Origin of the sequence: Nonomuraea sp. MTCD27 (genome assembly GCF_041950495.1) — a bacterium.
Lineage (GTDB): Bacteria > Actinomycetota > Actinomycetes > Streptosporangiales > Streptosporangiaceae > Nonomuraea.
This window is the reverse complement of sequence record NZ_JBGNUW010000016.1, coordinates 243,231-266,513: the sequence shown is the minus strand read 5'-3', so window position 1 is coordinate 266,513 and position 23,283 is coordinate 243,231. Positions and strand designations below refer to the sequence as shown.

Annotated in this window: 22 protein-coding genes; 14 read left to right on the top strand and 8 right to left on the bottom strand. The window is 71.8% G+C overall.

Annotated elements, in window-relative coordinates:
- Positions 1 to 75: 75 nt before the first annotated feature.
- Positions 76 to 843: a LysR family substrate-binding domain-containing protein gene (locus ACBJ59_RS40000; protein WP_375115337.1), complete on the bottom strand. Its 768-nt coding sequence runs from the start codon at positions 841 to 843 to the stop codon at positions 76 to 78.
- 54 nt (positions 844 to 897) lie between these two features.
- Between ACBJ59_RS40000 and ACBJ59_RS39995 the strand changes: the two genes are divergently transcribed.
- Positions 898 to 1,269, top strand: a complete 372-nt coding sequence (locus ACBJ59_RS39995) for a DUF5997 family protein (protein ID WP_364125409.1) — start codon at positions 898 to 900, stop codon at positions 1,267 to 1,269.
- Positions 1,270 to 1,430: 161 nt separating this feature from the next.
- Here ACBJ59_RS39995 and ACBJ59_RS39990 read toward each other — a convergent pair whose 3' ends face one another.
- Complete coding sequence (locus ACBJ59_RS39990) at positions 1,431 to 2,588, bottom strand: hypothetical protein (RefSeq protein WP_375115336.1); 1,158 nt, start codon at positions 2,586 to 2,588, stop codon at positions 1,431 to 1,433.
- A gap of 302 nt (positions 2,589 to 2,890) precedes the next feature.
- On the opposite strand from ACBJ59_RS39990, the gene ACBJ59_RS39985 reads away from it, so the two are divergent.
- Complete coding sequence (locus tag ACBJ59_RS39985; RefSeq protein ID WP_375115335.1) at positions 2,891 to 3,229, top strand: hypothetical protein; 339 nt, start codon at positions 2,891 to 2,893, stop codon at positions 3,227 to 3,229.
- A 223-nt stretch (positions 3,230 to 3,452) separates the two neighbouring features.
- On the top strand, positions 3,453 to 3,617 hold the full coding sequence (locus ACBJ59_RS39980; protein ID WP_364125397.1) for a hypothetical protein: 165 nt from the start codon (positions 3,453 to 3,455) through the stop codon (positions 3,615 to 3,617).
- 51 nt (positions 3,618 to 3,668) lie between these two features.
- Here the strand turns inward: ACBJ59_RS39980 and ACBJ59_RS39975 are convergent, their stop codons facing one another.
- The gene (locus ACBJ59_RS39975) at positions 3,669 to 3,980 is read right to left on the bottom strand and encodes a hypothetical protein (RefSeq protein ID WP_375115334.1); all 312 of its coding nucleotides are present in this window, start codon (positions 3,978 to 3,980) and stop codon (positions 3,669 to 3,671) included.
- 78 nt (positions 3,981 to 4,058) lie between these two features.
- Positions 4,059 to 5,036 (bottom strand): aldo/keto reductase, encoded by a 978-nt coding sequence (locus ACBJ59_RS39970; protein ID WP_375115333.1) that lies wholly within the window; start codon positions 5,034 to 5,036, stop codon positions 4,059 to 4,061.
- A 264-nt stretch (positions 5,037 to 5,300) separates the two neighbouring features.
- Between ACBJ59_RS39970 and ACBJ59_RS39965 the strand changes: the two genes are divergently transcribed.
- Positions 5,301 to 6,974: a TROVE domain-containing protein gene (locus ACBJ59_RS39965; protein WP_375115332.1), complete on the top strand. Its 1,674-nt coding sequence runs from the start codon at positions 5,301 to 5,303 to the stop codon at positions 6,972 to 6,974.
- Positions 6,975 to 7,071: 97 nt separating this feature from the next.
- On the opposite strand, the gene ACBJ59_RS39960 is transcribed toward ACBJ59_RS39965, so the two are convergent.
- Complete coding sequence (locus ACBJ59_RS39960; protein WP_375115331.1) at positions 7,072 to 8,625, bottom strand: PLP-dependent aminotransferase family protein; 1,554 nt, start codon at positions 8,623 to 8,625, stop codon at positions 7,072 to 7,074.
- A gap of 92 nt (positions 8,626 to 8,717) precedes the next feature.
- On the bottom strand, positions 8,718 to 10,640 hold the full coding sequence (locus ACBJ59_RS39955) for a hypothetical protein (protein ID WP_375115330.1): 1,923 nt from the start codon (positions 10,638 to 10,640) through the stop codon (positions 8,718 to 8,720).
- A gap of 118 nt (positions 10,641 to 10,758) precedes the next feature.
- On the opposite strand from ACBJ59_RS39955, the gene ACBJ59_RS39950 reads away from it, so the two are divergent.
- A complete protein-coding gene (locus ACBJ59_RS39950; protein ID WP_364125378.1) occupies positions 10,759 to 11,235 on the top strand; it encodes a GNAT family N-acetyltransferase in 477 nt (158 codons plus the stop codon).
- Between the two features lie 59 nt (positions 11,236 to 11,294).
- On the opposite strand, the gene ACBJ59_RS39945 is transcribed toward ACBJ59_RS39950, so the two are convergent.
- Entirely contained in the window at positions 11,295 to 11,585 is a 291-nt protein-coding gene (locus tag ACBJ59_RS39945; RefSeq protein ID WP_375115329.1) for a hypothetical protein, read from the bottom strand.
- A 203-nt stretch (positions 11,586 to 11,788) separates the two neighbouring features.
- Between ACBJ59_RS39945 and ACBJ59_RS39940 the strand changes: the two genes are divergently transcribed.
- The 6 genes from ACBJ59_RS39940 (at position 11,789) to ACBJ59_RS39915 (ending at position 20,321) form a co-directional block, all read left to right on the top strand.
- On the top strand, positions 11,789 to 13,099 hold the full coding sequence (locus ACBJ59_RS39940; RefSeq protein WP_375115328.1) for an MFS transporter: 1,311 nt from the start codon (positions 11,789 to 11,791) through the stop codon (positions 13,097 to 13,099).
- Positions 13,086 to 15,152, top strand: a complete 2,067-nt coding sequence (locus tag ACBJ59_RS39935) for a molybdopterin oxidoreductase family protein (protein WP_375115327.1) — start codon at positions 13,086 to 13,088, stop codon at positions 15,150 to 15,152. The genes ACBJ59_RS39940 and ACBJ59_RS39935 overlap by 14 nt, the downstream gene beginning before the upstream one ends.
- Positions 15,149 to 16,543 carry an FAD-dependent oxidoreductase gene (locus ACBJ59_RS39930; RefSeq protein ID WP_375115326.1) on the top strand — a complete coding sequence of 465 codons (1,395 nt, stop codon included), beginning with the start codon at positions 15,149 to 15,151 and terminating at the stop codon, positions 16,541 to 16,543. The genes ACBJ59_RS39935 and ACBJ59_RS39930 overlap by 4 nt, the downstream gene beginning before the upstream one ends.
- A complete protein-coding gene (gene nirB, locus ACBJ59_RS39925; RefSeq protein WP_375115325.1) occupies positions 16,540 to 18,969 on the top strand; it encodes a nitrite reductase large subunit NirB in 2,430 nt (809 codons plus the stop codon). The genes ACBJ59_RS39930 and nirB overlap by 4 nt, the downstream gene beginning before the upstream one ends.
- The gene (gene nirD, locus ACBJ59_RS39920) at positions 18,966 to 19,313 is read left to right on the top strand and encodes a nitrite reductase small subunit NirD (protein WP_375115324.1); all 348 of its coding nucleotides are present in this window, start codon (positions 18,966 to 18,968) and stop codon (positions 19,311 to 19,313) included. Before nirB ends, nirD begins: the two co-directional genes overlap by 4 nt.
- Positions 19,314 to 19,751: 438 nt before the next feature.
- Positions 19,752 to 20,321: a nuclear transport factor 2 family protein gene (locus ACBJ59_RS39915; RefSeq protein ID WP_364125359.1), complete on the top strand. Its 570-nt coding sequence runs from the start codon at positions 19,752 to 19,754 to the stop codon at positions 20,319 to 20,321.
- A 204-nt stretch (positions 20,322 to 20,525) separates the two neighbouring features.
- On the opposite strand, the gene ACBJ59_RS39910 is transcribed toward ACBJ59_RS39915, so the two are convergent.
- On the bottom strand, positions 20,526 to 20,771 hold the full coding sequence (locus ACBJ59_RS39910; RefSeq protein WP_375115323.1) for a hypothetical protein: 246 nt from the start codon (positions 20,769 to 20,771) through the stop codon (positions 20,526 to 20,528).
- A gap of 152 nt (positions 20,772 to 20,923) precedes the next feature.
- Here ACBJ59_RS39910 and ACBJ59_RS39905 point away from each other — a divergent pair, with 152 nt between their 5' ends.
- The 3 genes from ACBJ59_RS39905 (at position 20,924) to ACBJ59_RS39895 (ending at position 23,242) form a co-directional block, all read left to right on the top strand.
- Complete coding sequence (locus ACBJ59_RS39905) at positions 20,924 to 21,664, top strand: hypothetical protein (protein ID WP_375115322.1); 741 nt, start codon at positions 20,924 to 20,926, stop codon at positions 21,662 to 21,664.
- A 97-nt stretch (positions 21,665 to 21,761) separates the two neighbouring features.
- Positions 21,762 to 22,100 (top strand): NADH-quinone oxidoreductase subunit A, encoded by a 339-nt coding sequence (locus ACBJ59_RS39900; protein ID WP_375115321.1) that lies wholly within the window; start codon positions 21,762 to 21,764, stop codon positions 22,098 to 22,100.
- Positions 22,097 to 23,242 (top strand): hypothetical protein, encoded by a 1,146-nt coding sequence (locus ACBJ59_RS39895; RefSeq protein WP_375115320.1) that lies wholly within the window; start codon positions 22,097 to 22,099, stop codon positions 23,240 to 23,242. Before ACBJ59_RS39900 ends, ACBJ59_RS39895 begins: the two co-directional genes overlap by 4 nt.
- Positions 23,243 to 23,283: the final 41 nt, after the last annotated feature.

Genomic DNA, 23,283 nt, shown 5'->3' with positions numbered 1-23,283 from the left:
GAGGATTCTCTTCCGTCGAGCGGGTACGGTCCTCAGATCTTCCCATCTGCCGCGGAGCGGGGTCGGGGCGGCAGGTCACCTCGGCCGGTTGCCCTTCCTCCTGCGGCTGGACGACGGCGCGGCCCGGCGGCCGGAGCCATTCTGTGCGGGCTTTCGCGCCTGCCGCTGCGGCGGCTTCTCCCCAGGCTTCTTCCCAGGCTTCTCCGCCGGCTTCTCCGCAGGGGAAGCCGGGGTACGGCCTCGCGAACTGTTCACCGTCCGGCCGCGGACGACGCCGATGAAATCCTCCACCAGGTCAGTGGTCGCGTCCGTGGGCCAGGCCAGCGCGACCTGGGACTGCGGCGCGTCAGCCACCGGGCGGTAGGTGAGGTCTCGGCGGTGGTGGAGGCGGGCCAGCGACTGCGGAACCAGGACGAGCCCGGTGCCGGCCGCCACCAGCTCGACCGCGGCCGCTGTGGTGGGCGGACGGGTGAACGCGGGCAGCCCGGGCCGGGCCGTCCACTCGATGGTGTCGTCCAGGGGATGGAACACCTCGTCGTCGGTCAGGTCGGCGAAGGTCACCTCGTCGGCGGCCGTGACCGCGTGGTCCTTGGGCACCATGACCACCGTGGTCTCCACGTAGAGGGGGATCACGCTGAGCCCGTCCCGGTCGACCGGCAGCCTGACGAACGCGGCGTCGGCGCCGCCGTCCCGCAGGAGTGCCACCACCTCGGCGGCGGGAACCGTGACCAGGGTGATCGGCACGTCGGGCATCCTCTCGGTCCAGACGTTGACCCATTTCGCGGGTGTCACCCCGGGCACGTACGCCAGCCGGAACTCTCTGCCGGTCTCCCCATCAGTCACTTCCTCAGCGTACCGATGTCAGAGAACCCGTTCCGACTGACTACGCTTGGCGCTATGACCTCGTCCAAATCGAAGACCATCCAGACGATGAAGCCCGAGACCGCGGCCAAGAAGCTGGGTGTCCTTCTCTCGGCGACTCCCGCCGAGTTCCAGGCGGGTGTCGTCTCCAGGGACGAGCTGAACGAGCTGCAGGCGACGCCGCCCGCGTGGCTCACCGACCTGCGCCGTAACGGCCCGCACCCCAAGCAGGTCATCGCCGCGAAGCTCGGGGTCTCCATCTCCGGCCTGATCAGAGGCGGGATCACCGAACCGCTCACCACCGCTGAGATCGACGCGCTGAAGGCGGAGAACCCGGCCTGGCTGGAGCGCGAGCGGGCCGTCCAGGCGGAGAACCGCAAGGAAGCGCTCCGCCTCAAGCAACGCTAGACAGCTGAGCTGCCGCACACCTCCGACCCGCCGCTCCGAGCGCTTCCCATGGCGTCCCTGTGGACACTCGGATCCGTGACCGAAGGCGGGGGCCGTTCAGGCCGCGTGACTGTCGGCATTGGGAAGCGCTTGCCAGGGCTTTGCTTTCGCGGCCTGATCAACTACAGGGCGGGTCGCTGCTTCTCGACGCGGAGCTTGCCGGGCACCATGTGTGCGCCCAGGTCCAGCGGGAGATGTTCGAGCCGGGCGGACCTGCCTGTCCGGACGTTGACCGCGTAATAGCCGAACGAGCCGACGGATTCCGGCGTATCGGCCTGGACGAGGAACTCGTCGTCGTCGAGCCAGCCGTACGCGATGGCGTCGCTCGGCTCCGAGAGGAGCCGGAGTCCGAGCTTGCGCTTGACCTTGCCGGTCCCGGCGTCCCGGAGGACGAGGTGTTCCTGGCCGTCCTCGCCGTAGGTGGCGAGCACCTCGGCCGTCCGGCGGCCGTCCGGGGAAAGGGAGCCGGTGAATTCCCCGCCGGTCCATTCACCGATGGTGGCGCCCTGGCGGTTCAGCAGGGTCATGGTACGGCCGGCCGGGTCGTCCTCTCCGGCGTCAAGACAAACGCGGTGGGCGGCTGTCGCGGTGGCGGCCCGGCTCAGGCCGAGTACGCCGCAGAAGCCGGGGAAAGTGGCGGTTCGGGCGGTGGCGAATTCGGTGAGGAGGAGCCGGGGTCGCGCGCCGGTGAACGCGACCGCGAAGAAGCGGCCGTCGGGTGAGATTTCCACGCCGCTCACGTCTGCGAGCGCTTTCGCGTCCAGCCGGGGCGAGATGGCCGCGCGTTGTCCGGTGCGCAGGTCCCACGCGACGTAGCGCATCCACGACTTGCTGAAGTACGCGATGAAGTGGCCATCAGGGGTGACGGCGAGTCGTACAGTTTGCCGGCGCCGATCGGCGTCCACCTGGAATTGGCTGACGGCGTCGGGGAGCTGGACATCGCTTGAGCATTCGTTTGGCTCGGCGTCGGCGCCGCTGCAGCCGGCGCCATAGGTGATGTCCAGGTCCTGTCTTCCCTCGCCCAGCGTGTAGTTGACGTGCAGTCGCCATTCGCTGCACGTGATGATGGCGGGTTCGGCACTCTCCTCCGGTGCCGCGGTGAGGTCGTTGTGGCAGTCGGTATTCTCCGGAATGAATGCGTACTGAACCGGTGGGTCGAACGGGCCCGGATTCCATTCCGGTGCCGCGCTCGGCGGCTCGTCGTCGTGGCCCAGATAGAAGGCTCCCGCGGACAGCAGTATGCAGGCGAGAAGGAACGCGAACAGCCGAGTCCGTCGCATCGCCGAGCCCCCCGTCGCCCCGTTTGGAATCCCGAAAGGAGCTTAGGCCGTACCCGGTATCAGAGCGATAGCGATGGGGGTTTTGGCGGGAGGTCCGCGGCTATTGATGTGCGTTTCCGTAGCTTGGATGAATGGCCTTGCCGGTTCGGTGCGGGTCGCGTTGACGGGGCCTCACCTGGCGGGTCTGAGCTGGCGGGGGATAGTTCTGTAACTTAGAGTTACTTTACATGTGCGATGCGTAGTAGCGTCCGGGGGTGCGAGGGAAGCAGTTCAAGAGACGCGCGGAAAGGGCGGATCGCTCGATGGAGAGGTTGCGCATCGTCAGATCGTCGCTCGCCGTACTGGCGGGGGTCGTCACGGCCGGTGGGTTGCTGCTGGGGGCGGGCGGGCCCGCCTCGGCGGCCGGGGCGGTCGCCGGGCGCGCCGCCGCTGCCGGGGCGGCTCCCGGGTGCGTCGCGCGGGTGGTGGACGAGCAGCCGCACGGCCTGATCGTGTGGCTGCGGAACGAGTGCGGCAGGACCGTGCGGGTCAAGGTCGTCATCAGCTGGGGGCCCGACGGTCCCTGCGCGACGCTCGCCCACGGCAGCTCGCGCGAATGGACGTTCAAGGTGGGGTCGTACGACAAGACGGTCACCTGCTGAAACGTGTCACCTCGCGGCCCCGTACCTCTATGGGCGGGGCCGCTCGGGGGTCGGCGGGTGTGTCGCCAGCGATCGCCGGACTCGGAGTGATCAGCCTGCTGGCCGGGCGATCGGGCCGGGCCGGATTGAGTAGGGGGTACTCATGACCCTCGTCCCGCCGGGGGCGACTCTGGTGGGGCGGGCGCGCAGGCGCCGCATTGCTGGTCACCCTGGGGGGAGAGTCATGGCGGACACGACTAAGCAGGACAACTGGCGGCACTGCCGCAAGTGCTTCGGTCTCTGGTGGAACGGGGCCCCGACGAACGGGGTCTGCCCCGCCGGAGGGTCGCACGACGGGGGCGGTAGCTGGAACTTCTACCTGCCGGCCAACCCGCAGCAGAGCCTGTAGGGCCGAGCCCCGCCCGTCCCCTGGTGGGGGCGGGCGGTGTTTTGTCGGTGGTCAGCCTCGGGTCTCGACCCAGATGTTGACCGTCGTGTGCGGGGTGATGCCCGTGTAGGAGACCGTGCCGACGGGCTGCCACGGGCCCTCGATCGGGATCAGGCCGACCTCCGGCAGGAAGTGCCGTTGCAGAACGCGGATCCGGTGCTCGCCGGTGCCCGAGGTGCACAGGCTCCACGCCCCGCGGGTCTGGGTGTCGAGTTGTGCGGTGCAGCCGGTGGGCGTGGCGGCGGCGCTGGGGGCGGCGACGGCCAGCAGGGCAGAGGTCAGGAGGGCCGAGGTGGCGCCGGCCGCCCATTTTCTCGCGTGCATGATGGCTCCTTGGGGGAAGGGTGGAGCTGGCGAGAATGCTTAGGAAAGTTTCCTAAATGTAGGCGGCGGCGTCAATGGTCACCAGCGGTCGTGGACCTGGGGCCGGATCAGGTCGTCGTAGACGGCGCGCACCGCGTCCAGGGTGGCGGCGTCCAGCGGCGGCACCGAGGCGGCGCTGCTGTTGGCCGCGGCCTGGGCCGGGTTGCGGGCCCCGGGGATCACGACCGAGACGCCCTCCTGGTCGAGGATCCAGCGCAGCGCGAACTGGGCCATGGTGAGACCCGCGGGCACCAGGGGAGCCAGGCGGCGGACCGCCTCCAGGCCCGTGGCGAAGTCCACGCCCGAGAACGTCTCCCCGACGTCGAACGCCTCGCCCTGCCGGTTGTAGTTGCGGTGGTCGTCGGCCGCGAACGTCGTGTGCTCGTCGTACTTGCCGGACAGCAGGCCGCTGGCCAGCGGGACCCGGGCGATGATGCCCACCCCGGCGGCGCGGGCGGCCGGCAGGACCCGCTCCAGCGGCTTGAGCCGGAACGCGTTGAGGATGATCTGCACGGTCGCCACGCCCGGCCGGGCGATGGCGGTCAGGGCCTCCTCGCAGGTCTCGACGCTGACGCCGTACGCGGCGATCTTCTTCTCCGCGACCAGCGTGTCCAGGGCGTCGAACACGGCGTCCGTCGAATAGACCAGCGTCGGGGGGCAGTGGAGCTGGACCAGGTCGATGGTGTCCACGCCGAGATTCCGCCGGGAGCGCTCGTTCCAGGCCCGGAAGTTGGACATCACGTAGTTGGCGGGGATCTGCTCCATCCGGCGGCCCATCTTGGTGGCCACGGTGAGCTCCGGGCGGTCCTTGGCGAAGCGGCCGACGATCTGCTCGCTGCGCCCGTCGCCGTACACGTCGGCGGTGTCGATGAAGGTGACGCCCCCGTCCACCGCCGCCTGGAGGGTGGCGACGGCCTCGTCCTCCGTCACCTGGCCCCAGTCGGCGCCGAGTTGCCAGGCGCCGAGGCCGACCACGCCGACTCGGCGCCCGGTACGTCCCAAAACGCGCTCTTCCATGGGTGTCAACCTTTCTCGTACGTGACCAGCACCAGTGTGCCGTGCGCAGGGAAAACCAGGTGTGGCCGGGGTCATCCCTTCAGTACCGTCGGCAGGGGCGCGGGTCGAAGCCCGTCGGTCATGGGATCAGTGGGTCGCGGGTTCGAGTCCCGCCGTCACGGTGGCCCCGGCGTCGCCGGACGTAGCTCAGATGGCAGAGCAACCGAAGAAAGCCGGTGGGCGATCCCACATCCGCGCCCCTCGATCCACGTGAAGGAGGTCCTCGTGGCCCGTGATCCGCTCGCGTCCGTATCGGCCCTCTCCACCCCGCAGCGCGTGCGCATGCCGGGACGAGCGGACCAGGTGCCCAACGCCGAGGGCGGCTACGTCTTCCCGAAGGACCTGTGGACGAAGCTGACGGACTTCCTGATCCTCGGCACCACGGGCGGCACCTACTACGTGCACGAGTGGGAGCTGACCAGGAAGAACACCAGCGTCCTGGACGAGGCGATCGAGGTGGACGGCCCGCGGGTCGTCGGGCTGCTCACCGAGATCTCCACCGCGCGGCCGCCGCGGGCCCCCAAGCCGCGGCCGGTGCTGTTCGCGCTGGCGGCGGCGTACGCCATGGGCGACGAGGCCACGCGCCGCGCCGCCAAGGCGGCGCTGCCGAAGGTGGCGCGCACCACCGACCATCTCGCCCAGTTCTTCGGCTACTACAAGAACCTCGGCGGCAAGCCCACGGCGCAGGGCGTGTCGATGGTCAGCGGGCGGTCGCTGCGGACCGCGCTCGGCTCGTGGTTCCTGGAGGGGACCGCGGACGACGTGGCGTTCAAGGCGTGCAAGGCGGCGCAGCGCCGGACGCCCCAGGGTGAGAGCTTCTCGCTGCGGGACGTGCTGCGCGTCGCGCACCCGGTGCCGGACGACGAGCAGCGCGCGGTGCTGTTCGGGTGGATCGCCGGGAACGTGCCCGACGAGTCGGCGCGGGAGGTCCTGCCGGCGGTGGACCGGTTCCTCACCGCCAAGGCCGTCACCAGCGCGGACGAGGCCGTGACCGTGGTGCGCGAGCGGAAGGTGCCGTGGGAGTTCCTGCCGGACGCGGTGCTCGGCGAGAGCCGCGTCTGGCAGGAGCTCGTCGGCACCGTCGGGATGACGGCGCTGCTGCGCAACCTCGCGCGGATGACCCGCATCGGGGCGTTCGACCGGGCAGGCGGGGCGACGCGCCGGGCCGTGGCGCGGCTGACCGACCGCGACGCGCTGGCCAGGGCGCGCATCCACCCGATGGAGGTGTTCCTCGCGCTGCGCGTGTACGGCTCGGGGCGGGCCCAGCCGCACCCGCACGCCGAGATCCAGCGCTGGCACCCGCTGCCGGCCATCAGTGACGCCCTGGAGGAGGCGTACGAGCTGTCGTTCGGCAACGTCGAGCCCACGGGCAAGCGGCTGCTCGTCGCCGTCGACTCCTCGGGCTCCATGAGCTACGACCGGGTCCACCTGGGCGGCTCGCCGGTGGGCAGCGCGTACGAGGTCGCCTGCGCGATGGCGGTCATGCTGGCCAGGATCGAGCGGGGCGGCGTCCACGTCATCGACGTCGACACCTTCGTGCACGCCTCGAAGGTGACCCCGCGCACCAACCTGCGCGAGATCGCCTCCTGGCGGCCCTCGGGCGGCGGCACCGACCTGTCGCTGCCCTTCACGTGGGCGCTGGGCGAGCGGATGGAGGTGGACGGCGTCGTCGTGCTGACCGACAACGAGACCTGGGCCGGGCGCTCGCACCCGGCGCAGGCGCTCGAGGCGTACCGAAGGGCGCTCAACCCGCAGGTCAACGTCGTGATCGCGGCGATGACGGCGGCCGGCTACACGGTCGGCGACCCGCAGGACGAGCGGGTGCTCAACGTGGTCGGGCTCGACGCGTCGCTGCCGATGATCGTCAACGCCTTCGTGCGGGGCGAGTCCGAGGGGTGACGGGCCCGGCTCGGCGGGGGGTGGCTCCCGTGTGAGCCGGGCCCGATCCGAGCGGCAGCCGCCTGGCGCGGAACCCGGCGGCGACGTCCGCGCCCCTCTACGCGGCCGTTCGGCGGGCCAGGCGGTGGTCGTCCAGCGTGCGCGTCATGGCGTGCAGTGCCCGGCACAGCGAGACCTCGTTCAGGTGGCCGTAGCTGAAGACGATCCCGTTGCCGGGGGCGCCGTCCGGGTGGTGGAAGGCGGCCAGCTCGGTCACCTGCACCCGCCGGGCCCGCAGCAGCCTGATCACGGACGTGGCCGGCAGGTCCGCCGGGAGCAGGAGCGTGGCCGCCGCGCCGGTGTGCGCGCCGAGCAGCCGGGTGCCCGGGTACGCCCCCAGGGCCTGGCGGACGATCGCCCGCCGGACGGCGTACAGGGTCGTCAGGTGCTCCGCCCGCCCGGCCACGCAGCCCGACGTGAGCAGGTCGGTCACCGCGAGCTGGCAGCTGAACGACGGCCCGGCGGACATGCCGTCCTCGATCTCCCCGGCCAGCCGCCGCGGCACCACCGCGAACGACAGCCGCAGCGTCGGCGTCAGGACGTCGCGGAACGAGCCCACCATGGCGGTCGACCACGCGTCCCCGAGGGCCAGGACGCTGGGGCGCGGGCCGAGCGCGGCGTTGAACAGGCCGTCGAAGGCGGGTTCGAGCACGAGGCCGCCGCTGTCACGTGCCCACGCGGCCAGGGCGCGGCGCCGTTCGACCGTCATCCGGGTGCCCAGCGGGGCGCCCCGCTCCGGCAGGACCGCCACGATGTCGCAGGAGCCGGGGATCCGGTCGGGGCGCGCGCCCGCGCCGTCCGTGGGCAGGGGCAGCACGGTCCCGAGCCGGCCGAGCGCCGCCCGTAACGCCGGCGGCGCGGGGTCCTCCAGCGCGATCACCGGGTCGGGGCCGCCCTGCGCGCGCAGGACCAGCTCCAGAGCGTCGCCCACGTCGGCCGTGACGATCACCTCGTGCCCGTCCAGCACGAGGCCGCGCGTGTCGCGCAGGTACGCGCCGATCGCGGCGCGCAGCGCGGGCAGCCCGGCGGGCGGCGCGTCGAGGGGCGGTGCCTGGCGGCCGGCCCGCAGCCAGGCCGCCCGCCAGGCGGCCAGCGGGAACCCCTGGGCACTGGGCCGGTCCGACCGCAGGTCGATGACCGCCTCGCCGCCGCCCGCCGCGATCAGGCCCGCCGGCCGGCGGTGAGACGCATCGCGCGCGTGCGGGCGGGAGCCGGGCACCGGGTCCGGCGCGGGCGTGCCGGAGCGGCGGACCTGGTTGGGCGCGGGTGTGCCGGAGTGGCGGACCTGGTCCCGCGCGGGTGCGCCGGAGTGGCGGACCTGGTTCGGCGCGGGTGCGTCGGAGTGGTGATCGGGGTCCGACACGTACGTGCCGGAGCCCCAGCGGCTGGAGATGTGCCCCTCGGCCAGCAGCCTCTCGTACGCCGCCAGCGCCACCCCGCGCGAGATCCCCAGCACCAGGGCCAGGGTGCGGGTGGACGGCATCCGGGTGCGGGGCGCGAGCCGCCCACGGGCGATGGCCGAGCGGAGCTGGGCGGCGAGCTGGTCCTGCAGCGGCTCCGGCACATCGCGCGCGAGCTGGATCGGCACGTCGAGCCTTTGCGGATGGCGCATGGAATGTCCCCCAGTGAAGGTACGCGGTGGAAGAACGGGAAAGCGGCCCCCTCACTGGAGGCGTGACATCCCGTTCCACCCGCGTTCCGCGGTCACCGCGGACGGTACGAGCAGCGCACCCCCGTCTGCACCGACCCCCGCAACTCCTCACCGATCACGTGGTCCACGGCCGCGATCCGGCCCAGCGCCCGCCTGATCGCCTTGCCGACCGCGATCCTGGCCCGCTCCTCGCTGCCCGCGAACGGCCGCGCCCGCCCGCCGATCCCGGTCGCGGCGGACAGCTCGGCCACCAGCCATTCGTGCTCCAGCCGCAGCGCCGAGGCCCGTTCGAGGTCGTTCAGCGACTCCAGCTCGTCGATCTCGGCCCGCAGCTGCGCCAGCCGCCGCCGGTAGGTCTCCCTGGCCTGGTCGTCGAGGACGGGCTGCGCCGACTCGCCCTCCCCTTCCGGTCGCCAGGTGCCCGCGGCCAGGTCGGAGGCGAGGATCTCGCGGCCGGGGTTGGCCACCAGCGTGGCCAGGTGCTGCATGCCGACGCTGTGGTCGACCAGCGCCAGCCGCCCGCCGAGCTCGACCTGCCAGTGCCGCCCGTGGCGGCGGAAGCGGCACGCGCCGTCCGCCGCGGACGCCCGCCCGACCACCGCCGGCAGCACCATGCCCAGCTCCCTGGCCTCCCGCGCGGCGCCGGCCTGCTCGGCGCGGGCCACCTCGTCGTGCGGCCCGTCGCGCAGCGCCAGCGCCTGCCCGAGCCGGCAGCGGGACAGCGCGGCGGCCGGCCAGTGGCCCAGCGCCAGGTTGTCGTGCACGGCCGCGCGCAGGTGTCCGACGGCCAGGTCCAGGTCGCCGGTGGTGAGCGCGGCCATGCCCAGCGAGTGCCGGACCGAGCCGAAGCAGGCCACGGCGAGGCTGGCCATCATCGGCAGGTGGGCGTGGGGGCTCAGCAGCGCGTACGCGCTCGCGGCGGTGTCGGCGTCCCGCAGCAGGTACGCGGTCTCCACGACGCAGTACATCGAGATCAGCCAGGTGCTGGAGCTGGGCAGGGCCGCCAGGTCCCGGCCGCGTAACCGGGCCAGGTGCCCGGCCGCCAGGCGCCGCTCGCCGGCCACGGCCGCCGCCAGCGCCAGGCCGGCCGCGTAGGAGTGGTCGATGGGGCTGAGCGTGGGGGAGCTGACCAGGTCGGACAGGACGGGCAGCAGCTCGGCGGCGCGGCCCTGGTACCAGCGGATGGCGCCGAGCTGGCCGCCGTACCAGCCGGTCGCGTCCATGTCGCCGGCCGCCACACCGCGCTCGAAGCACTCGCCGGCCTGCTTCTCCGCCTCGTCGAAGCGACCCGCGCGGATGGCGAGCATGACCTCGATGGCGCTGACCACGTAGCCGACCGCCAGGTGGGCGTGGCCGTCGAGCAGGCGGCGCAACTCCTCCAGGCAGCGCTCCGCGTGCGGGTCCGCGGCCAGGTAGAGGTCGACCGTGCGCCACAGCACTCCCATGAGCAGGTCGCCCCTGCGCCCGGTGACCGCCGCCTGGCCGATCAGCTCCCCGGCCAGCTCCAGCCGGAGCGCCCCGTGCTCGGGGCCGAGCAGGCAGTGGTGCGCCAGGCTCAGCGCCTCGGCCCGGGCCAGGTCGTCGCCCGAGCCCCTGGCCCGCGCCAGCAGGCGCATGATCTCCTCGTGCCCGCCGGCACGGTAGTCCTCCTCGCCCCGCAGCCGCAGCCGCAGCCGCAGCGCGAGCGAGGAGACCGGGTCGATCAGCGACAGCGCGTGCCGCTGCCGGGCTCGCACCATCTCCGACTCCGCGCACGTCCGGTGCTCGTGCACCCAGATCCCGCCCAGCCCCAGCGCCGCCCGCGCCAGCGCCGGCGGGTCGGCGCACGCCTCCGCGTACCGGTAGGCCGTGTCGAACCAGCGCCGCGCGGTCTGCAGGTCGCCGTTCACGAACAGCGCGCGCTCACCCAGTGTGAGGGCCAGCTTGAGATCCGCGCATGAGGGCGGGTGCACCCCCAGCCCTTGTGCAACGCTCACGATTCCGCTCCCCTGTCGGTTGTCTTGATTGAGCGCTTCAACTGTTCGTGGAATACCGTTCTAGGTATAGGACGTATTGCACACTGGGCAGGGTTCAGCGGCACGTACCCTGGCTCCCATGATTCGTCCTGCAACGCCCGCTGACGTGCCCGAGATCGTCAGCATGATCCGCGAGCTCGCCACGTACGAGAAGGCCGCCCACGAAGTGCGCGTGACCGAGGAGCAGCTGCGCGACACGCTCTTCCGCGACAACCCCGCCGCCTACGTCCACATCGCCGAGCAGGACGGCGAGGTGGTCGGCTTCACGCTGTGGTTCCTGACCTTCTCCACCTGGCGCGGCGTGCACGGCGTCTACATGGAGGACCTGTACGTACGCCCGCAGCACCGCGGCGGCGGCCACGGCGTCGCCCTGATGCGGCAGCTGGCCGAGATCTGCGCCGAGCGGGGATACCAGCGCCTGGAGTGGGCGGTCCTGACCTGGAACGAGCCATCGATCCGCTTCTACGAGAAGCTCGGCGCGGTCAACCAGGACGACTGGTTCCGCTACCGGCTGACCGACGAGCCGCTGCTGCGCCTGGCCGAGCGCCGCGACTGACCGCACACACACACGTCACGCAGGTCACGCACAGTGACGTGACCTGCGTGACATATCCGTTAAACGCCGGCGTGCGATCGCGAGCGTACGCGCTCCGCCTCGTCGAACATCCCCGTCCCCGACTCTTCGAGGTCACGGTGGGTCTCTTCCATGCGGAGCGCGATCCCGAGCGCGAAGAACGTGGGAGCCCACTCCCCGATGAAGATCCCCCACCGGTCGGCCCGGTCCAGCCCAGCCGACTCGGCGTTCCTCGACACGAACCAGCTCGCGCAGGACAGCGCGATGGACACCACCCCCGCGGTGTACATGTGGTTCGAGCGCACACCCATGTCATGCAGCTTTTTGATCATGTTTCCCCCCTTGCTGTGAGTGCTGTTACCCCAGGAAGGGCCTGGTAACCGATCATTACGAGCATGTTTCCGGCGTGACGCTTGTGCGTGGCTTGTTACCGAGGTGAATCACACGTAACGAACGCACAGCCACGCACGGTCAAAGTGCGTAACGAGCGCTTCCTACCTTGGAGATCCCCGGACGCCGAGCGTAGGAGAGGTCGATGGCGCGCTGGATCGCCGAGTGGCACCCCGATGACCCAGCCTTCTGGGAGAAGACAGGCAAGCGCGTCGCACGGCGCAACCTGATCTTCTCGATCTTTGCCGAACACCTCGGCTTCACCGTATGGACCTTGTGGAGCATCGTGGCGACCAAGATGGGGTCGTACGAGTTCACCACCGACCAGCTCTTCTGGCTGGTCGCCCTGCCGAACCTGATCGGCTCGGTCCTGCGGGTCCCCTACACGTTCGGGCCCGCGAAGTTCGGCGGGCGCAACTTCACCGTGGTCAGCGCGACGTTGCTGCTCATCCCGGCGGTGCTCCTCGGGGTGACGGTGAACAACCCGGACACGCCCTACTGGCTCTTCCTGGTGATCGCGGCGCTGGCCGGCGTCGGCGGCGGGAACTTCGCCTCCAGCATGGCCAACATCACCTACTTCTACCCCCGCAACAAGCAGGGGGTCGCGCTCGGCCTGAACGCCGCCGGCGGCAACGTCGGCGTCAGCTCGGTCCAGCTCGTCATGCCCCTGGTGATCGGCTCGCTCGGCCTGGCCGCCGCCGGCTGGTTCTGGATCCCGCTCATCGTGGTCGCCGCCGCCTGCGCCTGGTTCTTCATGGACAACCTGACCAGCGCCAGGGCCAACCCCCGCGACCAGCTCGCGGTCGCCGGCAAGGCCCAGACCTGGATCATGTCGTTCCTCTACATCGGCACCTTCGGCTCGTTCATCGGCTACTCCACCGCCTTCCCGCTGCTGAGCAAGAGCCTCTTCCCCGACGCGCCCTTCGCGGTGGTGGCCTTCGTCGGCCCGCTGGTGGGGTCGCTGATCAGGCCGCTGGGCGGCCTGCTGGCCGACAGGCTCGGCGGCGCCCCGGTCACGCTGTGGAACTTCGCCGCGATGGGCGGCGGCGTGCTGCTGGTCTGGGCGGCGAGCACCTCCGGCAGCTTCTGGCTGTTCTTCCTGGCCTTCCAGCTGCTCTTCCTCACCGCCGGCATCGGCAACGGCTCCACCTACCGCATGATCCCGGCCATCTTCCAGGCCAAGGCGGTGGCCGAGCGCGGCGAGAGCGAGGAGGCCCTGCTGTACGGCAAGCGCCAGGCCTCGGCCGCCATCGGCATCATCTCGGCGGTCGGAGCGCTCGGCGGGTTCCTCATCAACCGCGCGTTCGGCATGTCGTTCGCCGCGGCCGGCACCCCGACCCCCGCCTTCCTCACCTTCGGCCTCTTCTACGTGTCCTGCTTCGCCCTGACCTGGTGGTGCTACACCCGCAAGGTCGGCGTCAACGTGGTGGCGAGCCTCGCCCATGCCCGGGTCTGATGTGGCGACGAAGACGCACTGCCCGTACTGCGCCCTGCAGTGCGGCATGGAGATAACCGCGGAGAAGGTCACGGAGACCGGCCGCGAGCTGACCATCAGCCCGCGCACCGACATCCCGGCCAACGCCTCGGGCGCGCTGTGCCAGAAGGGATGGACGGCGGGCGAGCTGCTCACCAACGGCGAGCGCCTGACCACCCCCCTCCTGCACGGCGAGCCCGTGGAATGGGACGTCGCGCTTGATTACGTGGCGTACCGGTTGTCCGCCATCCGCGCCGAGCACGGCCCCGACGCCGTGGCCGTGTTCGGCGGGGGTGGGCTGACCAACGAGAAGGCGTACACGCTGGGCAAGTTCGCCAGGGTCGCCCTCGGCACCAGCCAGATCGACTACAACGGCCGCTTCTGCATGTCCTCGGCCGCCGCCGCCTCCACCAGGGCGTTCGGCATGGACCGGGGCATGCCGTTCCCGATCACCGACCTGGACGACGCCGACGTCGTCATGCTGGCCGGCGGGAACGTGGCCGAGACCATGCCGCCCTTCGTCCGCCACCTGTCCGGGCCGCGCGTGATCGTCATCGACCCGCGCCGCACCCAGACGGCCAAGCTGGCCTGGCTGCACCTGCAGCCCACCCCCGGCACCGACCTGGCGCTGGCCCTCGGGATGCTGCACCTGGCCATCGCCGACGAGCTGGTGGACGAGGAGTACGTCGCCGCCAGGACCACCGGGTTCGACGAGGTACGCACCTCGCTGGCCTCCTGGTGGCCCGAGCGCGTCGAGCGGATCACCGGGGTGCCCGTCCACCAGATGCGGCAGGCCGTCAGGGCGATGGCCGCGGTGGACAAGGCGTACATCCTGACCGGGCGCGGCGCCGAGCAGCACGCCAAGGGCACCGACACCGTCACCGCGTTCATCAACCTGGCCCTCGCGCTGGGCCTGCCCGGCACCCACGGCTCCGGCTACGGGTGCGTGACCGGGCAGGGCAACGGGCAGGGCGGCCGCGAGCACGGGCAGAAGGCCGACCAGCTCCCCGGCTACCGCAAGATCGACGACCCGGCGGCCAGGGAGCACATGGCCCGGATCTGGGGGATCCCGGCCGAGGAGATCCCCGGGCCCGGGCGGTCGGCGTACGAGCTGCTCGACGCCCTCGGCACCCCCGGCGGGCCGCGGGCGCTGCTGCTGTTCGGCAGCAACCCGGTCATCTCCGCCCCGGCCGCCGAGCACGTGGCCGAGCGCATCGGCGCGCTCGACCTGCTCGTGGCCTGCGACTTCGTCATGTCAGAGACCGCCGCGCTGGCCGACGTGGTCTTCCCCGTGACCCAGTGGGCCGAGGAGACCGGCACCATGACGAACCTGGAGGGCCGCGTCCTGCTGCGCCGCCGGGCCGTCACCCCGCCCGAGGGCGTCCGGAGCGACCTGGACGTCATCGCCGGGCTGGCCGAGCGGCTCGGCCACCGCTTCGAGACCGAGCCGGCCGAGGTGTTCGACGAGCTGCGCCGCGCCAGCCAGGGCGGCCTGGCCGACTACTCCGGCATCACCTACGACCGCATCGTGAACGAGACCGGCGTGTTCTGGCCCTGCCCCGACGAGGGCCCTTCCTCCCGGCACCCGGGAACGCCGCGGCCGTTCCTCGACTCCTTCGCCACCCCGGACGGCCGGGCCAGGTTCGTGCCCGTCCAGCACCGGCCCCCGGCCGAGGAGGTCGACGAGGACTACCCCGTCTACCTGAGCACCGGCCGGGTGCTCGCCCACTACCAGAGCGGCGCCCAGACCCGCAGGATCGCGCCACTCGTCCAGGCGGCTCCCGAGCCGTTCGTCGAGCTGCACCCGGACCTTGCCGAGCAGCTCGACATCGCCGCTGGGGACATCGTGCGGGTCAGCAGCAGGAGGGGCGAGGCCAAGGCCGTCGCCCGCATCAGCGACGCCATCAGGCGCGACACCGTGTTCATGCCCTTCCACTGGGAGGGCGCCAACCGGCTCACCAACCCGGCCCTCGACCCGACGTCGAGGATGCCGGAGTTCAAGGTCTGCGCGGTCAGGGTGGAGAGGGACTCATGAGGCTCGTCGTCGTGGGCAACGGGATGGCCGGGTCACGCCTGGTCAGCGAGGTGCGCACCCGTGACCCGCACATGAAGATCACCGTGTTCGGCGCGGAGACGTGCCGGCCCTACAACCGGATTCTGCTGTCGAACGTGCTGGCCGGCAGCTCCCGCCCCGACCAGGTGCGGCTCGTCGACGCCTCCTGGTACGAGGCGCACAACGTGGAGGCCGCCTTCGGCAGCGCGGTCGCCCACATCGACAGGGAGACCCGGCACGTCGTGACCGAGGACGGGCGGCGCGAGCCGTACGACCTGCTGGTCCTGGCCACCGGCAGCGACGCCATCGTGCCGCCGATCCCCGGCGTGGAGCGGGCCATCCCGTTCCGCACGCTCGACGACTGCGAGCGCATCATGCAGTCGGCCGAGCGGGCCCGCAGGGCCGTGGTCGTCGGCGGCGGCCTGCTCGGCATCGAGGCCGCCCGCGGCCTGGCCGGGCGCGGCCTGCCCGTCACGCTGCTGCACCTGGCCGGGCACCTCATGGAGCGCCAGCTCGACGTCGAGGCCGGCGAGGTGCTCGGCGAGACGCTGGCCGGGCTCGGCGTCGAGATCCGCACCGGCGTCAGCGCCTCCGGCGTGGACGAGGGCGGCGTCCGGCTCGACGACGGCGAGCTGATCGAGGCCGACCTCGTTGTCCTGGCCTGCGGCGTCCGCCCGGTGACCGGCCTGGCCGCCGACGCGGGCCTGGAGGTGCGCCGCGGCGTCGTCGTGGACGACGAGCTGCGCACCGACGACCCGTCGATCTTCGCCATCGGAGAGTGCGCCGAGCACGACGGCACCGTGTACGGCCTGGTGGCGCCCGCCTGGGAGCAGGCATCCGTGGCCGCCGACGTCATCACCGGGGGCAAGGCGCTCTACCGCGGCTCCCGGCTCGTCACCCGGCTCAAGGCCAAGAGCGTCGAGCTGGCCGCGATGGGCGAGACGCAGCTCGGCGAGGAGCACGCCGAGGTGGTGCGCTTCAGCCACCGCGCCCGCGGCACCTACCGCAAGCTCGTCATCCGCGACGGCCGGCTGGTCGGCGCGATCCTGCTGGGCGAGAGCGACGCCGTCGGCACGCTCACCCAGCTGTTCGACCGCGGCGGGCCGCTGCCGGGCGACCGGGCCGGGCTGCTGTTCCCCGGGCTGTCGTCGGCGCCCGTGGCCGACAGCCCGACGCTGATGCCGGACGCGGCCAAGGTCTGCCAGTGCAACAACGTGACGAAGGGCCAGATCAGGGCGTGCTGGGAGGCCGGCGCGCGGGACGTGGCCGCGGTGGCGTCCGCGACCAGGGCCACGACCGGATGCGGGACCTGCCGCGACGCCGTGGAGGGCATCGTCGGCTGGCTGTGCGAGCAAGAAGGAGTCTCCGTATGAACAGGATCGTCGTCGTAGGGTACGGACCGACGGCTCACCGGCTCGTCGAGACCCTCGCGGGCAAGGGCTTCGACGGCACCGTGACCGTGATCGGCGAGGAGCCGCGCCCCGCGTACGACCGGGTGGCGCTGACCTCCTACCTCTCGGGCACCAGTGCCGAGGACCTCACCTACGAGGTGCCCGCCGGCATCGTGACCAGGCTGAACACCCGGGTCACCGGCATCGACCGGGACGCCCGGCTGGTCACGCTGGCGGACGGCGGCACCGAGCCCTACGACGTGCTCGTGCTGGCCACCGGCTCCGCCCCGTTCGTGCCGCCGGTGCCGGGCGCCGAGCACGCCTTCGTCTACCGCACCATCGAGGACCTGGACGCGATCAGGGTGGCCGCCAAGGACGCCGTGGAGGGCGTCGTGATCGGTGGCGGCCTGCTCGGCCTGGAGGCGGCCGACGCGCTGCGGGCGCTCGGCCTGAAGGCGCACATCGTCGAGATGAGCCCCTGGCTGATGCCGCGCCAGGTGGACGAGGGCGGCGGCTCGGTGCTCAAGTCGCACATCGAGGGGCTCGGGCTGAGCGTGCACGCCGGCGCGGGCGTCAAGGAGATCGTCACCGACGGCGGGGGCCAGGTGACCGGGCTGCGCAAGCCCGACGGGACGCTGGTGGACGCCCAGGTCGTGGTGTTCTCCGCGGGCATCAGGCCGCGCGACGAGCTGGCCAGGTCGTCGGGCCTGGACGTGGGCGAGCGGGGCGGCATCGTGGTCGACCCCGGGATGCGCACCTCCGACCCGTCGATCTACGCGGTCGGCGAGTGCGCGCTGGTCGGCGGCATGGTGTACGGGCTCGTGGGGCCGTGCAACACGATGGCCGAGGTGGCGGCCGACCGGATCACGGGCGGCTCCTCGACGTTCGAGGGCGCCGACATGTCCACGAAGCTCAAGCTGCTGGGCGTCGAGGTGGCGCAGTTCGGGGCGATGGAGGGGGCGCTCGACGTCACCTACATGGACCCGGTGGGCGGCGTCTACAAGAGGCTGTTCATCAGCGACGACGCGCAGACGCTGCTCGGCGGCATCTGCGTGGGCGACGCCTCGCCGTACACCTCGCTGCGGCCGTTCGTGGGCAAGGCACTGCCGGCCTCGCCGTCGGACCTGCTGTTCAGCGGGGCCGGCGCGAGCCTCGACCTGCCGGACGAGGCGCAGGTGTGCTCGTGCAACAACGTGTGCGCGGGCGACATCCGCACGGCCATCGCCGACAAGGGCGTCACCGACGTGCCCGGGATCAAGGCGTGCACGCGGGCCGGCACGACCTGCGGCAGCTGCGTGCCGATGCTCAAGCAGCTGCTGGAGAAGTCGGGCGTCGAGGTCAGCAAGGCGCTGTGCGAGCACTTCATGTACTCGCGGGCCGAGCTGTTCGACATCGTACGGGTCCGCAAGATCACGACGTTCTCCCAGCTCATCACCGAGCACGGGCAGGGCCGGGGCTGCGACATCTGCAAGCCGGCCGTGGCCTCGATCCTGGCCTCGCTGCACAACGGGCACGTGCTGGAGGGCGAGCGCGCCGCGCTGCAGGACACCAACGACGCCTTCCTGGCCAACATCCAGAAGAACGGCACGTACTCGGTGGTCCCGCGCATCCCGGGCGGCGAGATCACGCCGGACAAGCTGATCGTGATCGGCGAGGTGGCCCGCGACTTCGGCCTCTACACGAAGATCACCGGCGGGCAGCGCATCGACCTGTTCGGGGCCCGGGTCGAGCAGCTGCCGGAGATCTGGCGGCGGCTGGTGGACGCCGGGTTCGAGTCGGGGCACGCGTACGGGAAGGCGCTGCGTACGGTGAAGTCGTGCGTGGGCTCGACCTGGTGCCGCTACGGCGTACAGGACTCGGTGGGCATGGCGATCGCGCTGGAGCTGCGCTACCGCGGCCTGCGCTCGCCGCACAAGCTGAAGTCGGCCGTCTCCGGCTGCGCCCGCGAGTGCGCCGAGGCCCGGTCGAAGGACTTCGGCATCATCGCCACCGAGCAGGGCTGGAACCTGTACGTCGGCGGCAACGGCGGCTTCAAGCCCCGCCACGCCGACCTGCTGGCCAACGACCTGTCCACCGACGAGCTGATCAGGACCATCGACAGGTTCCTGATGTTCTACATCCGCACCGCAGACCGGCTGCAACGCACCGCCGCCTGGCTCGAGTCGCTGGACGGCGGGCTCGACTACCTCCGCGAGGTGATCATGGAAGACTCGCTCGGCATCTGCGCCGACCTGGACGCGCAGATGGAGCACCACATCGCCACGTACGCCGACGAGTGGCAGGCCACGCTGGACGACCCGCAGAAGCTGAGCAGGTTCGTCAGCTTCGTCAACGCCCCCGGGATGCCCGACCCGTCGATCGTGTTCGGCAACGAGCGCGGCCAGATCAAGCCGGTGATGGCCCGATGAACTGGACGACGATCTGCGCCTACGACGTGCTGCCGCCGGAACGCGGCGTCTGCGCCCTGGTGGAGGGCGTCCAGGTGGCCGTCTTCCGCACCTACGACGGCGACCTGTACGCGCTGGACAACCTCGACCCCTTCAGCGGGGCGTACGTGCTCTCCCGCGGCATCGTCGGCACCAGGAAGGGTGAGCCGACGGTCGCCTCCCCGCTGCACAAGCAGGTGTTCTCGCTGGTGACGGGGCGCTGCTTGGACGACGGGGGCGTGTCGGTGCCGGTCTACTCCGTGCGGGTGGGCACCGGCGGGCACGTGGAGGTCAGCCTGGAGCAGCGGGTGGAGGTAGGCGTCTAGCGGAACTCTCCGGCGAGGACCGGGCCCCGGGTCGTACGGCCTGGGGCCCGGTCTTTCTTCGCGTACCGGCTGCGACGCGGGCGAACGTCAGGCTAGGCTCTGGGTCTCCGCGGCGCCCGCTTCCACCGGGGGATAGACATGTGGGCTGCGGTGGGCCGCCGGAAGCACGCATCGACGTCCGGACTCGACGCTGTCACAACGTTCGGCTTCCTCGCGCTGGGGGAGAGGTTCGGGGTTCGCCTGGGTTCGCGGCACTGGATGGACGGTATCGGCGCTCCCGTTCGCGCTGGTCTCGGGACGACAACGATCACGGCACTGACCTGTCTCGCCAATTCCAGTGAACCGTTACGGTGAGTAATACCCGGACCAGGCAAAGGGGTCGTGCGGAGTGCCTAAACCCCGCATTCGCCGCCGACGGACGCGGGCATCAAAGCGGTCATGAGCAAGATTTCTCAGCGCAGGGCACTCCTGCTGGCCGCGATCGTCCCCGCCCTCCTCGTCGCGGGCTGCTCCGCCGGGAGCAACACGCAGGCGATGAAGGGGGCGGCGAGCCCCGGCACGCCCACCGACATGGACTCCATGCCACCGGAGGAGACCGACACCTCCTCTCCCGAAGCCACGGACACCGGCGAGGCCACGCCGACCGAGACCGGGGCCGGCGGCCAGGCGCAGTCGGCCGTCCAGGGCTACTTCAACGCCCTCAAGTCGGGGAACGTGGACCAGGTCGTCAGCTCGTTCGCCGACGACGGGATCGCCGCCGTGGACGGGGAGGCCACGGCGGAGGGCAGCCAGGCGATCCGCACCCTGTTCCAGAAGCAGTTGCAGGGCGCGAACGACATGGGGAAGGCCACGCACACCATCGACGAGGCGCGTACGGCCGGCAGCGACGACGCGATCGTCCGCTCGACGAGCAAGCAGGGGGGCGACAACTACCGGGAGCTGTTCGTGCTCACGCGGGACGGCGGGGAGTGGAAGATCGCGCAGTTCATGAACAACCAGGCATCATGAGGCACCCGCGCGGTTGAGAGCTCCCGATCGGGGTGCTCCCGGGGTGGGGTGGCGGCGTTTCCCGGGTTGGGGGTCTTCCCCCTTCCCGGCCGATCCGTCGCCACCGGCGGCCATTCCGGGGTCGAAACGGCTGGAGGTAACTAGCCGTATACCGCGCGGTTAAGGCTCGTCATATCCGGTAATATGGGCTTTTGGAGGCTTGGGTTAATTTTGCTGGTTGTCGCCGGGAATGCGCGGTCTGATGCGGCGCTGATCCACCAGGGCGAGGTAGACGGCGAAGGCGCCCTGCGTCCACATCGCGGCTTGTTGCGCGGTCAACCGGATCTCCTCGCCCTCGTGTGAGACGATCATGTAGCCGCCCAGCGGCATTCGTCGCCACGCGACCAATACGTTCTCGTAAACGAGCACGTCGAGCATCGCGGTCAGATATTCGCGGCCGGCGGCGGACACGGCGCAAGCCTCCTCGCTCCTCCCGAATTCTCGCTTCTGCCTTCATTGCGCTGCCTCTATTGTGCGCGCCGTATCGGGAAATGTCGCACCTTTCGCGCGGCGCCCGAGAACCTGGGCCCGGCCACCGGTGTATGTAGACCGGAGGTGGTCTCATGAGGAAGATCCTTGTCGCGCTGGCCGCGGCGGTGGCGCTGGCCGCCGGAGCCGTCCCGGCCGCGGCCGCCGGCGGGTGGGCGGTGACGTACCTGGATCCGCCGCCGTCCCGGTTCGAGGCCGGTCAGTCGTACGCGCTGGGATTCTGGGTGCTGCAGCACGGCACCCACCCGTTCGTGGGCAAGCTGGACCCCGTCGGGCTGCGGCTCACGCGGGCGGACGGCGAGAGCGTGACGTTCGAGGGGACGGCCCTGCCCGAGGCCGCCCACTACGCGACGTCCGTGGTGGTGCCCGAGGGCGTGTGGAAGGTGGAGGGCCTACAGGGGTGGTTCCGGCCGTACGAGGTGGGGACGCTCACCGTTCCCGGCTCGCTGCGGATCAACCCCGTGCCTCCTGACCTGGTGGCGGGGCCTGTCGAGGGCGCCAAGAACCACTGGGGCGACGTGCGCCCGCCCGGCTTCGAGCCCGGCACTGCGGCGGCTGCGCCGGCACAGGCGTCGGCTCCTCCGGTGTCGGCCCCGGCGTCGGCAGCGGCAGCGGCTTCGACCCCGGCGGAGGCGCAGGCTTCTTCGGCGCGGGTCGAGGAGGCCGGTGGGGTGCCCGCGTACACGCTGCTGCTCGCCGCCATCGGCGGGGCGGTGCTGGCGGTGGCGGCGCTCCGACTCCTGACGCGGCGGAGGGACGACGAGCCCGATCCGCCGGTTGACGAGAAGGAGGACACCATCGTCATTTCTGGGTAGGGGGCAGACCGCCGGGGTGCGCCCGCGACGCCGTTTTCCCGAGCGGCACCCGTCGGGGCGCACCCCGGCTCTCGTTCTCGCGTCGGGGGTGGGGTTGATGGGTGCGGTGCTGGGGCTCGTGGCGCTGCTCGCCGTGGGGGTCGCCGGGGTCTATGCCGTGTCCGCCTTTCTCGCGCCCCGGGGGGTGGTGCGGGCGGGGCCCTTCCTGTCGGGGGCGCGGCCCAGGGAGCACGCGCTGTCCCGGTTCCACGTGCGGTGGTACGCGGTGACGCTGATCTTCCTCGCCTTCGACATGGAGATGATCTTCATGTACCCGTGGGCGGTCGTGGTGGCCGAGGTGGGGGCCATGGCGGTGGTGGAGATGTTCGCGTTCCTGGCGTTGTTGCTGGTGGGGGTGCTCTACGCCTGGCGGGAGGGGGCGTTCCGGTGGGTGTGAGCGGGTGGTTGCTGCGGCGGGCCGCCGTCCGGCCGCGGATCCTGGTCGTGGGATGCCCGTACGGGACCCGGGCCCGCTTGCTCGCCGAGGCCGAGGCCGGGCGGCGGGGCTGGCCGGCGGCGCGGGCCCCGGCCGAGGCGGGGGTGCTGGTGGTGTGCGGGACTCCCGGGGACGAGATGGCGGCGGCCGTCGGCACCGTCTGGGACGACATGCCGGGGCCCCGGGCACTAACCGAGCTGGCGCCGGACGTGTCGGAGAGCGAGGTCGCCGCCGCCTTGGACACGGCCGTCGAGGTGCTGGGCGACGAACGGGCCCAGGACGCCGACCGTCCTGCGGGGATGTCGAGTGTGGCGGGGGGCGACCGACCTGCGGGGCCGCCGGGTGATCGGACGCACGGCGGCGACGGGCACATGGGGGCGGCCGGTGGGGTGGGTACGGCGGAGCGCGGGCCGGATCGGGACGGGCTGAAGCTGGATCGGCTGCACGTGCCGCTGGGGCCCGTGCTGGCCGACTGGCCCGCCGGGCTCGTGGTCGAGACCGTGCTGCAGGGAGATGTGATCCAGGAGGCCGTCGTACGGGTCGTACCGCCGGGCCGCCCCGGTGGCGTGGGGTTCTGGGACGAGCCCTGGCGGCGGGCGGGCGGAGTGCGCCGCGAGGAGGCGGGGCGGCGGGCGGCGGCGGCTCGCCTGGACAGCCTCGGGCGGCTGCTCGGCGTCGCCGGGTGGCCCGCGGCGGCCAGGGAGGCCCGGTCGCTCCGGGACCGGCTGCTCGCGGGCTCCTCCGCCGCCTCGGTGAGACGCGACTACGAGCGGTTCTCCCGGCGGGTGCGGCGGTCCCGGGTGCTGCGCTGGATGCTTCGGGGGGCGGGGGTGGTCGAGGGCGGGCCGGGATGGATGCGGGGGGACGTGCTCGATCGGGCGTATCGGTGGCTGGACTCGGCCGGGGCCGCTCTCGACGCCCTGGACGGACGCGCGCCCGCGGGGGCGGCCGGACACTTCGATGGGTCCACGTCCGTGGCGGCGCTTTCGATGTTGCCGGAGCTGCTCGCCGGGGCCGAGCTGGCCGTGGGGCGGTTGGTCGTGGCGAGCCTCGATCCGGACGTCGAGCAGTTGCCCGCCGGGTCGGCGGTGTCCAGTGAGTGAGCACGTTAGTGAGCGTGTGGGTGAGCACGTAGGCGTGCGCC

Excerpts from the sequence above, each read along its gene's own strand:
- ACBJ59_RS39995 (WP_364125409.1), top strand. The coding sequence starts at position 898 with ATGACCTCGTCCAAATCGAAGACCATCCAGACGATGAAGCCCGAGACC.
- ACBJ59_RS39990 (WP_375115336.1), bottom strand. The coding sequence starts at position 2,588 with ATGCGACGGACTCGGCTGTTCGCGTTCCTTCTCGCCTGCATACTGCTG.
- ACBJ59_RS39985 (WP_375115335.1), top strand. The coding sequence starts at position 2,891 with ATGGAGAGGTTGCGCATCGTCAGATCGTCGCTCGCCGTACTGGCGGGG.
- ACBJ59_RS39980 (WP_364125397.1), top strand. The coding sequence starts at position 3,453 with ATGGCGGACACGACTAAGCAGGACAACTGGCGGCACTGCCGCAAGTGC.
- ACBJ59_RS39975 (WP_375115334.1), bottom strand. The coding sequence starts at position 3,980 with ATGCACGCGAGAAAATGGGCGGCCGGCGCCACCTCGGCCCTCCTGACC.
- ACBJ59_RS39970 (WP_375115333.1), bottom strand. The coding sequence starts at position 5,036 with ATGGAAGAGCGCGTTTTGGGACGTACCGGGCGCCGAGTCGGCGTGGTC.
- ACBJ59_RS39960 (WP_375115331.1), bottom strand. The coding sequence starts at position 8,625 with ATGCGCCATCCGCAAAGGCTCGACGTGCCGATCCAGCTCGCGCGCGAT.
- ACBJ59_RS39950 (WP_364125378.1), top strand. The coding sequence starts at position 10,759 with ATGATTCGTCCTGCAACGCCCGCTGACGTGCCCGAGATCGTCAGCATG.
- ACBJ59_RS39945 (WP_375115329.1), bottom strand. The coding sequence starts at position 11,585 with ATGATCAAAAAGCTGCATGACATGGGTGTGCGCTCGAACCACATGTAC.
- ACBJ59_RS39940 (WP_375115328.1), top strand. The coding sequence starts at position 11,789 with ATGGCGCGCTGGATCGCCGAGTGGCACCCCGATGACCCAGCCTTCTGG.
- ACBJ59_RS39935 (WP_375115327.1), top strand. The coding sequence starts at position 13,086 with ATGCCCGGGTCTGATGTGGCGACGAAGACGCACTGCCCGTACTGCGCC.
- ACBJ59_RS39930 (WP_375115326.1), top strand. The coding sequence starts at position 15,149 with ATGAGGCTCGTCGTCGTGGGCAACGGGATGGCCGGGTCACGCCTGGTC.
- nirB (WP_375115325.1), top strand. The coding sequence starts at position 16,540 with ATGAACAGGATCGTCGTCGTAGGGTACGGACCGACGGCTCACCGGCTC.
- nirD (WP_375115324.1), top strand. The coding sequence starts at position 18,966 with ATGAACTGGACGACGATCTGCGCCTACGACGTGCTGCCGCCGGAACGC.
- ACBJ59_RS39915 (WP_364125359.1), top strand. The coding sequence starts at position 19,752 with ATGAGCAAGATTTCTCAGCGCAGGGCACTCCTGCTGGCCGCGATCGTC.
- ACBJ59_RS39905 (WP_375115322.1), top strand. The coding sequence starts at position 20,924 with ATGAGGAAGATCCTTGTCGCGCTGGCCGCGGCGGTGGCGCTGGCCGCC.
- ACBJ59_RS39900 (WP_375115321.1), top strand. The coding sequence starts at position 21,762 with ATGGGTGCGGTGCTGGGGCTCGTGGCGCTGCTCGCCGTGGGGGTCGCC.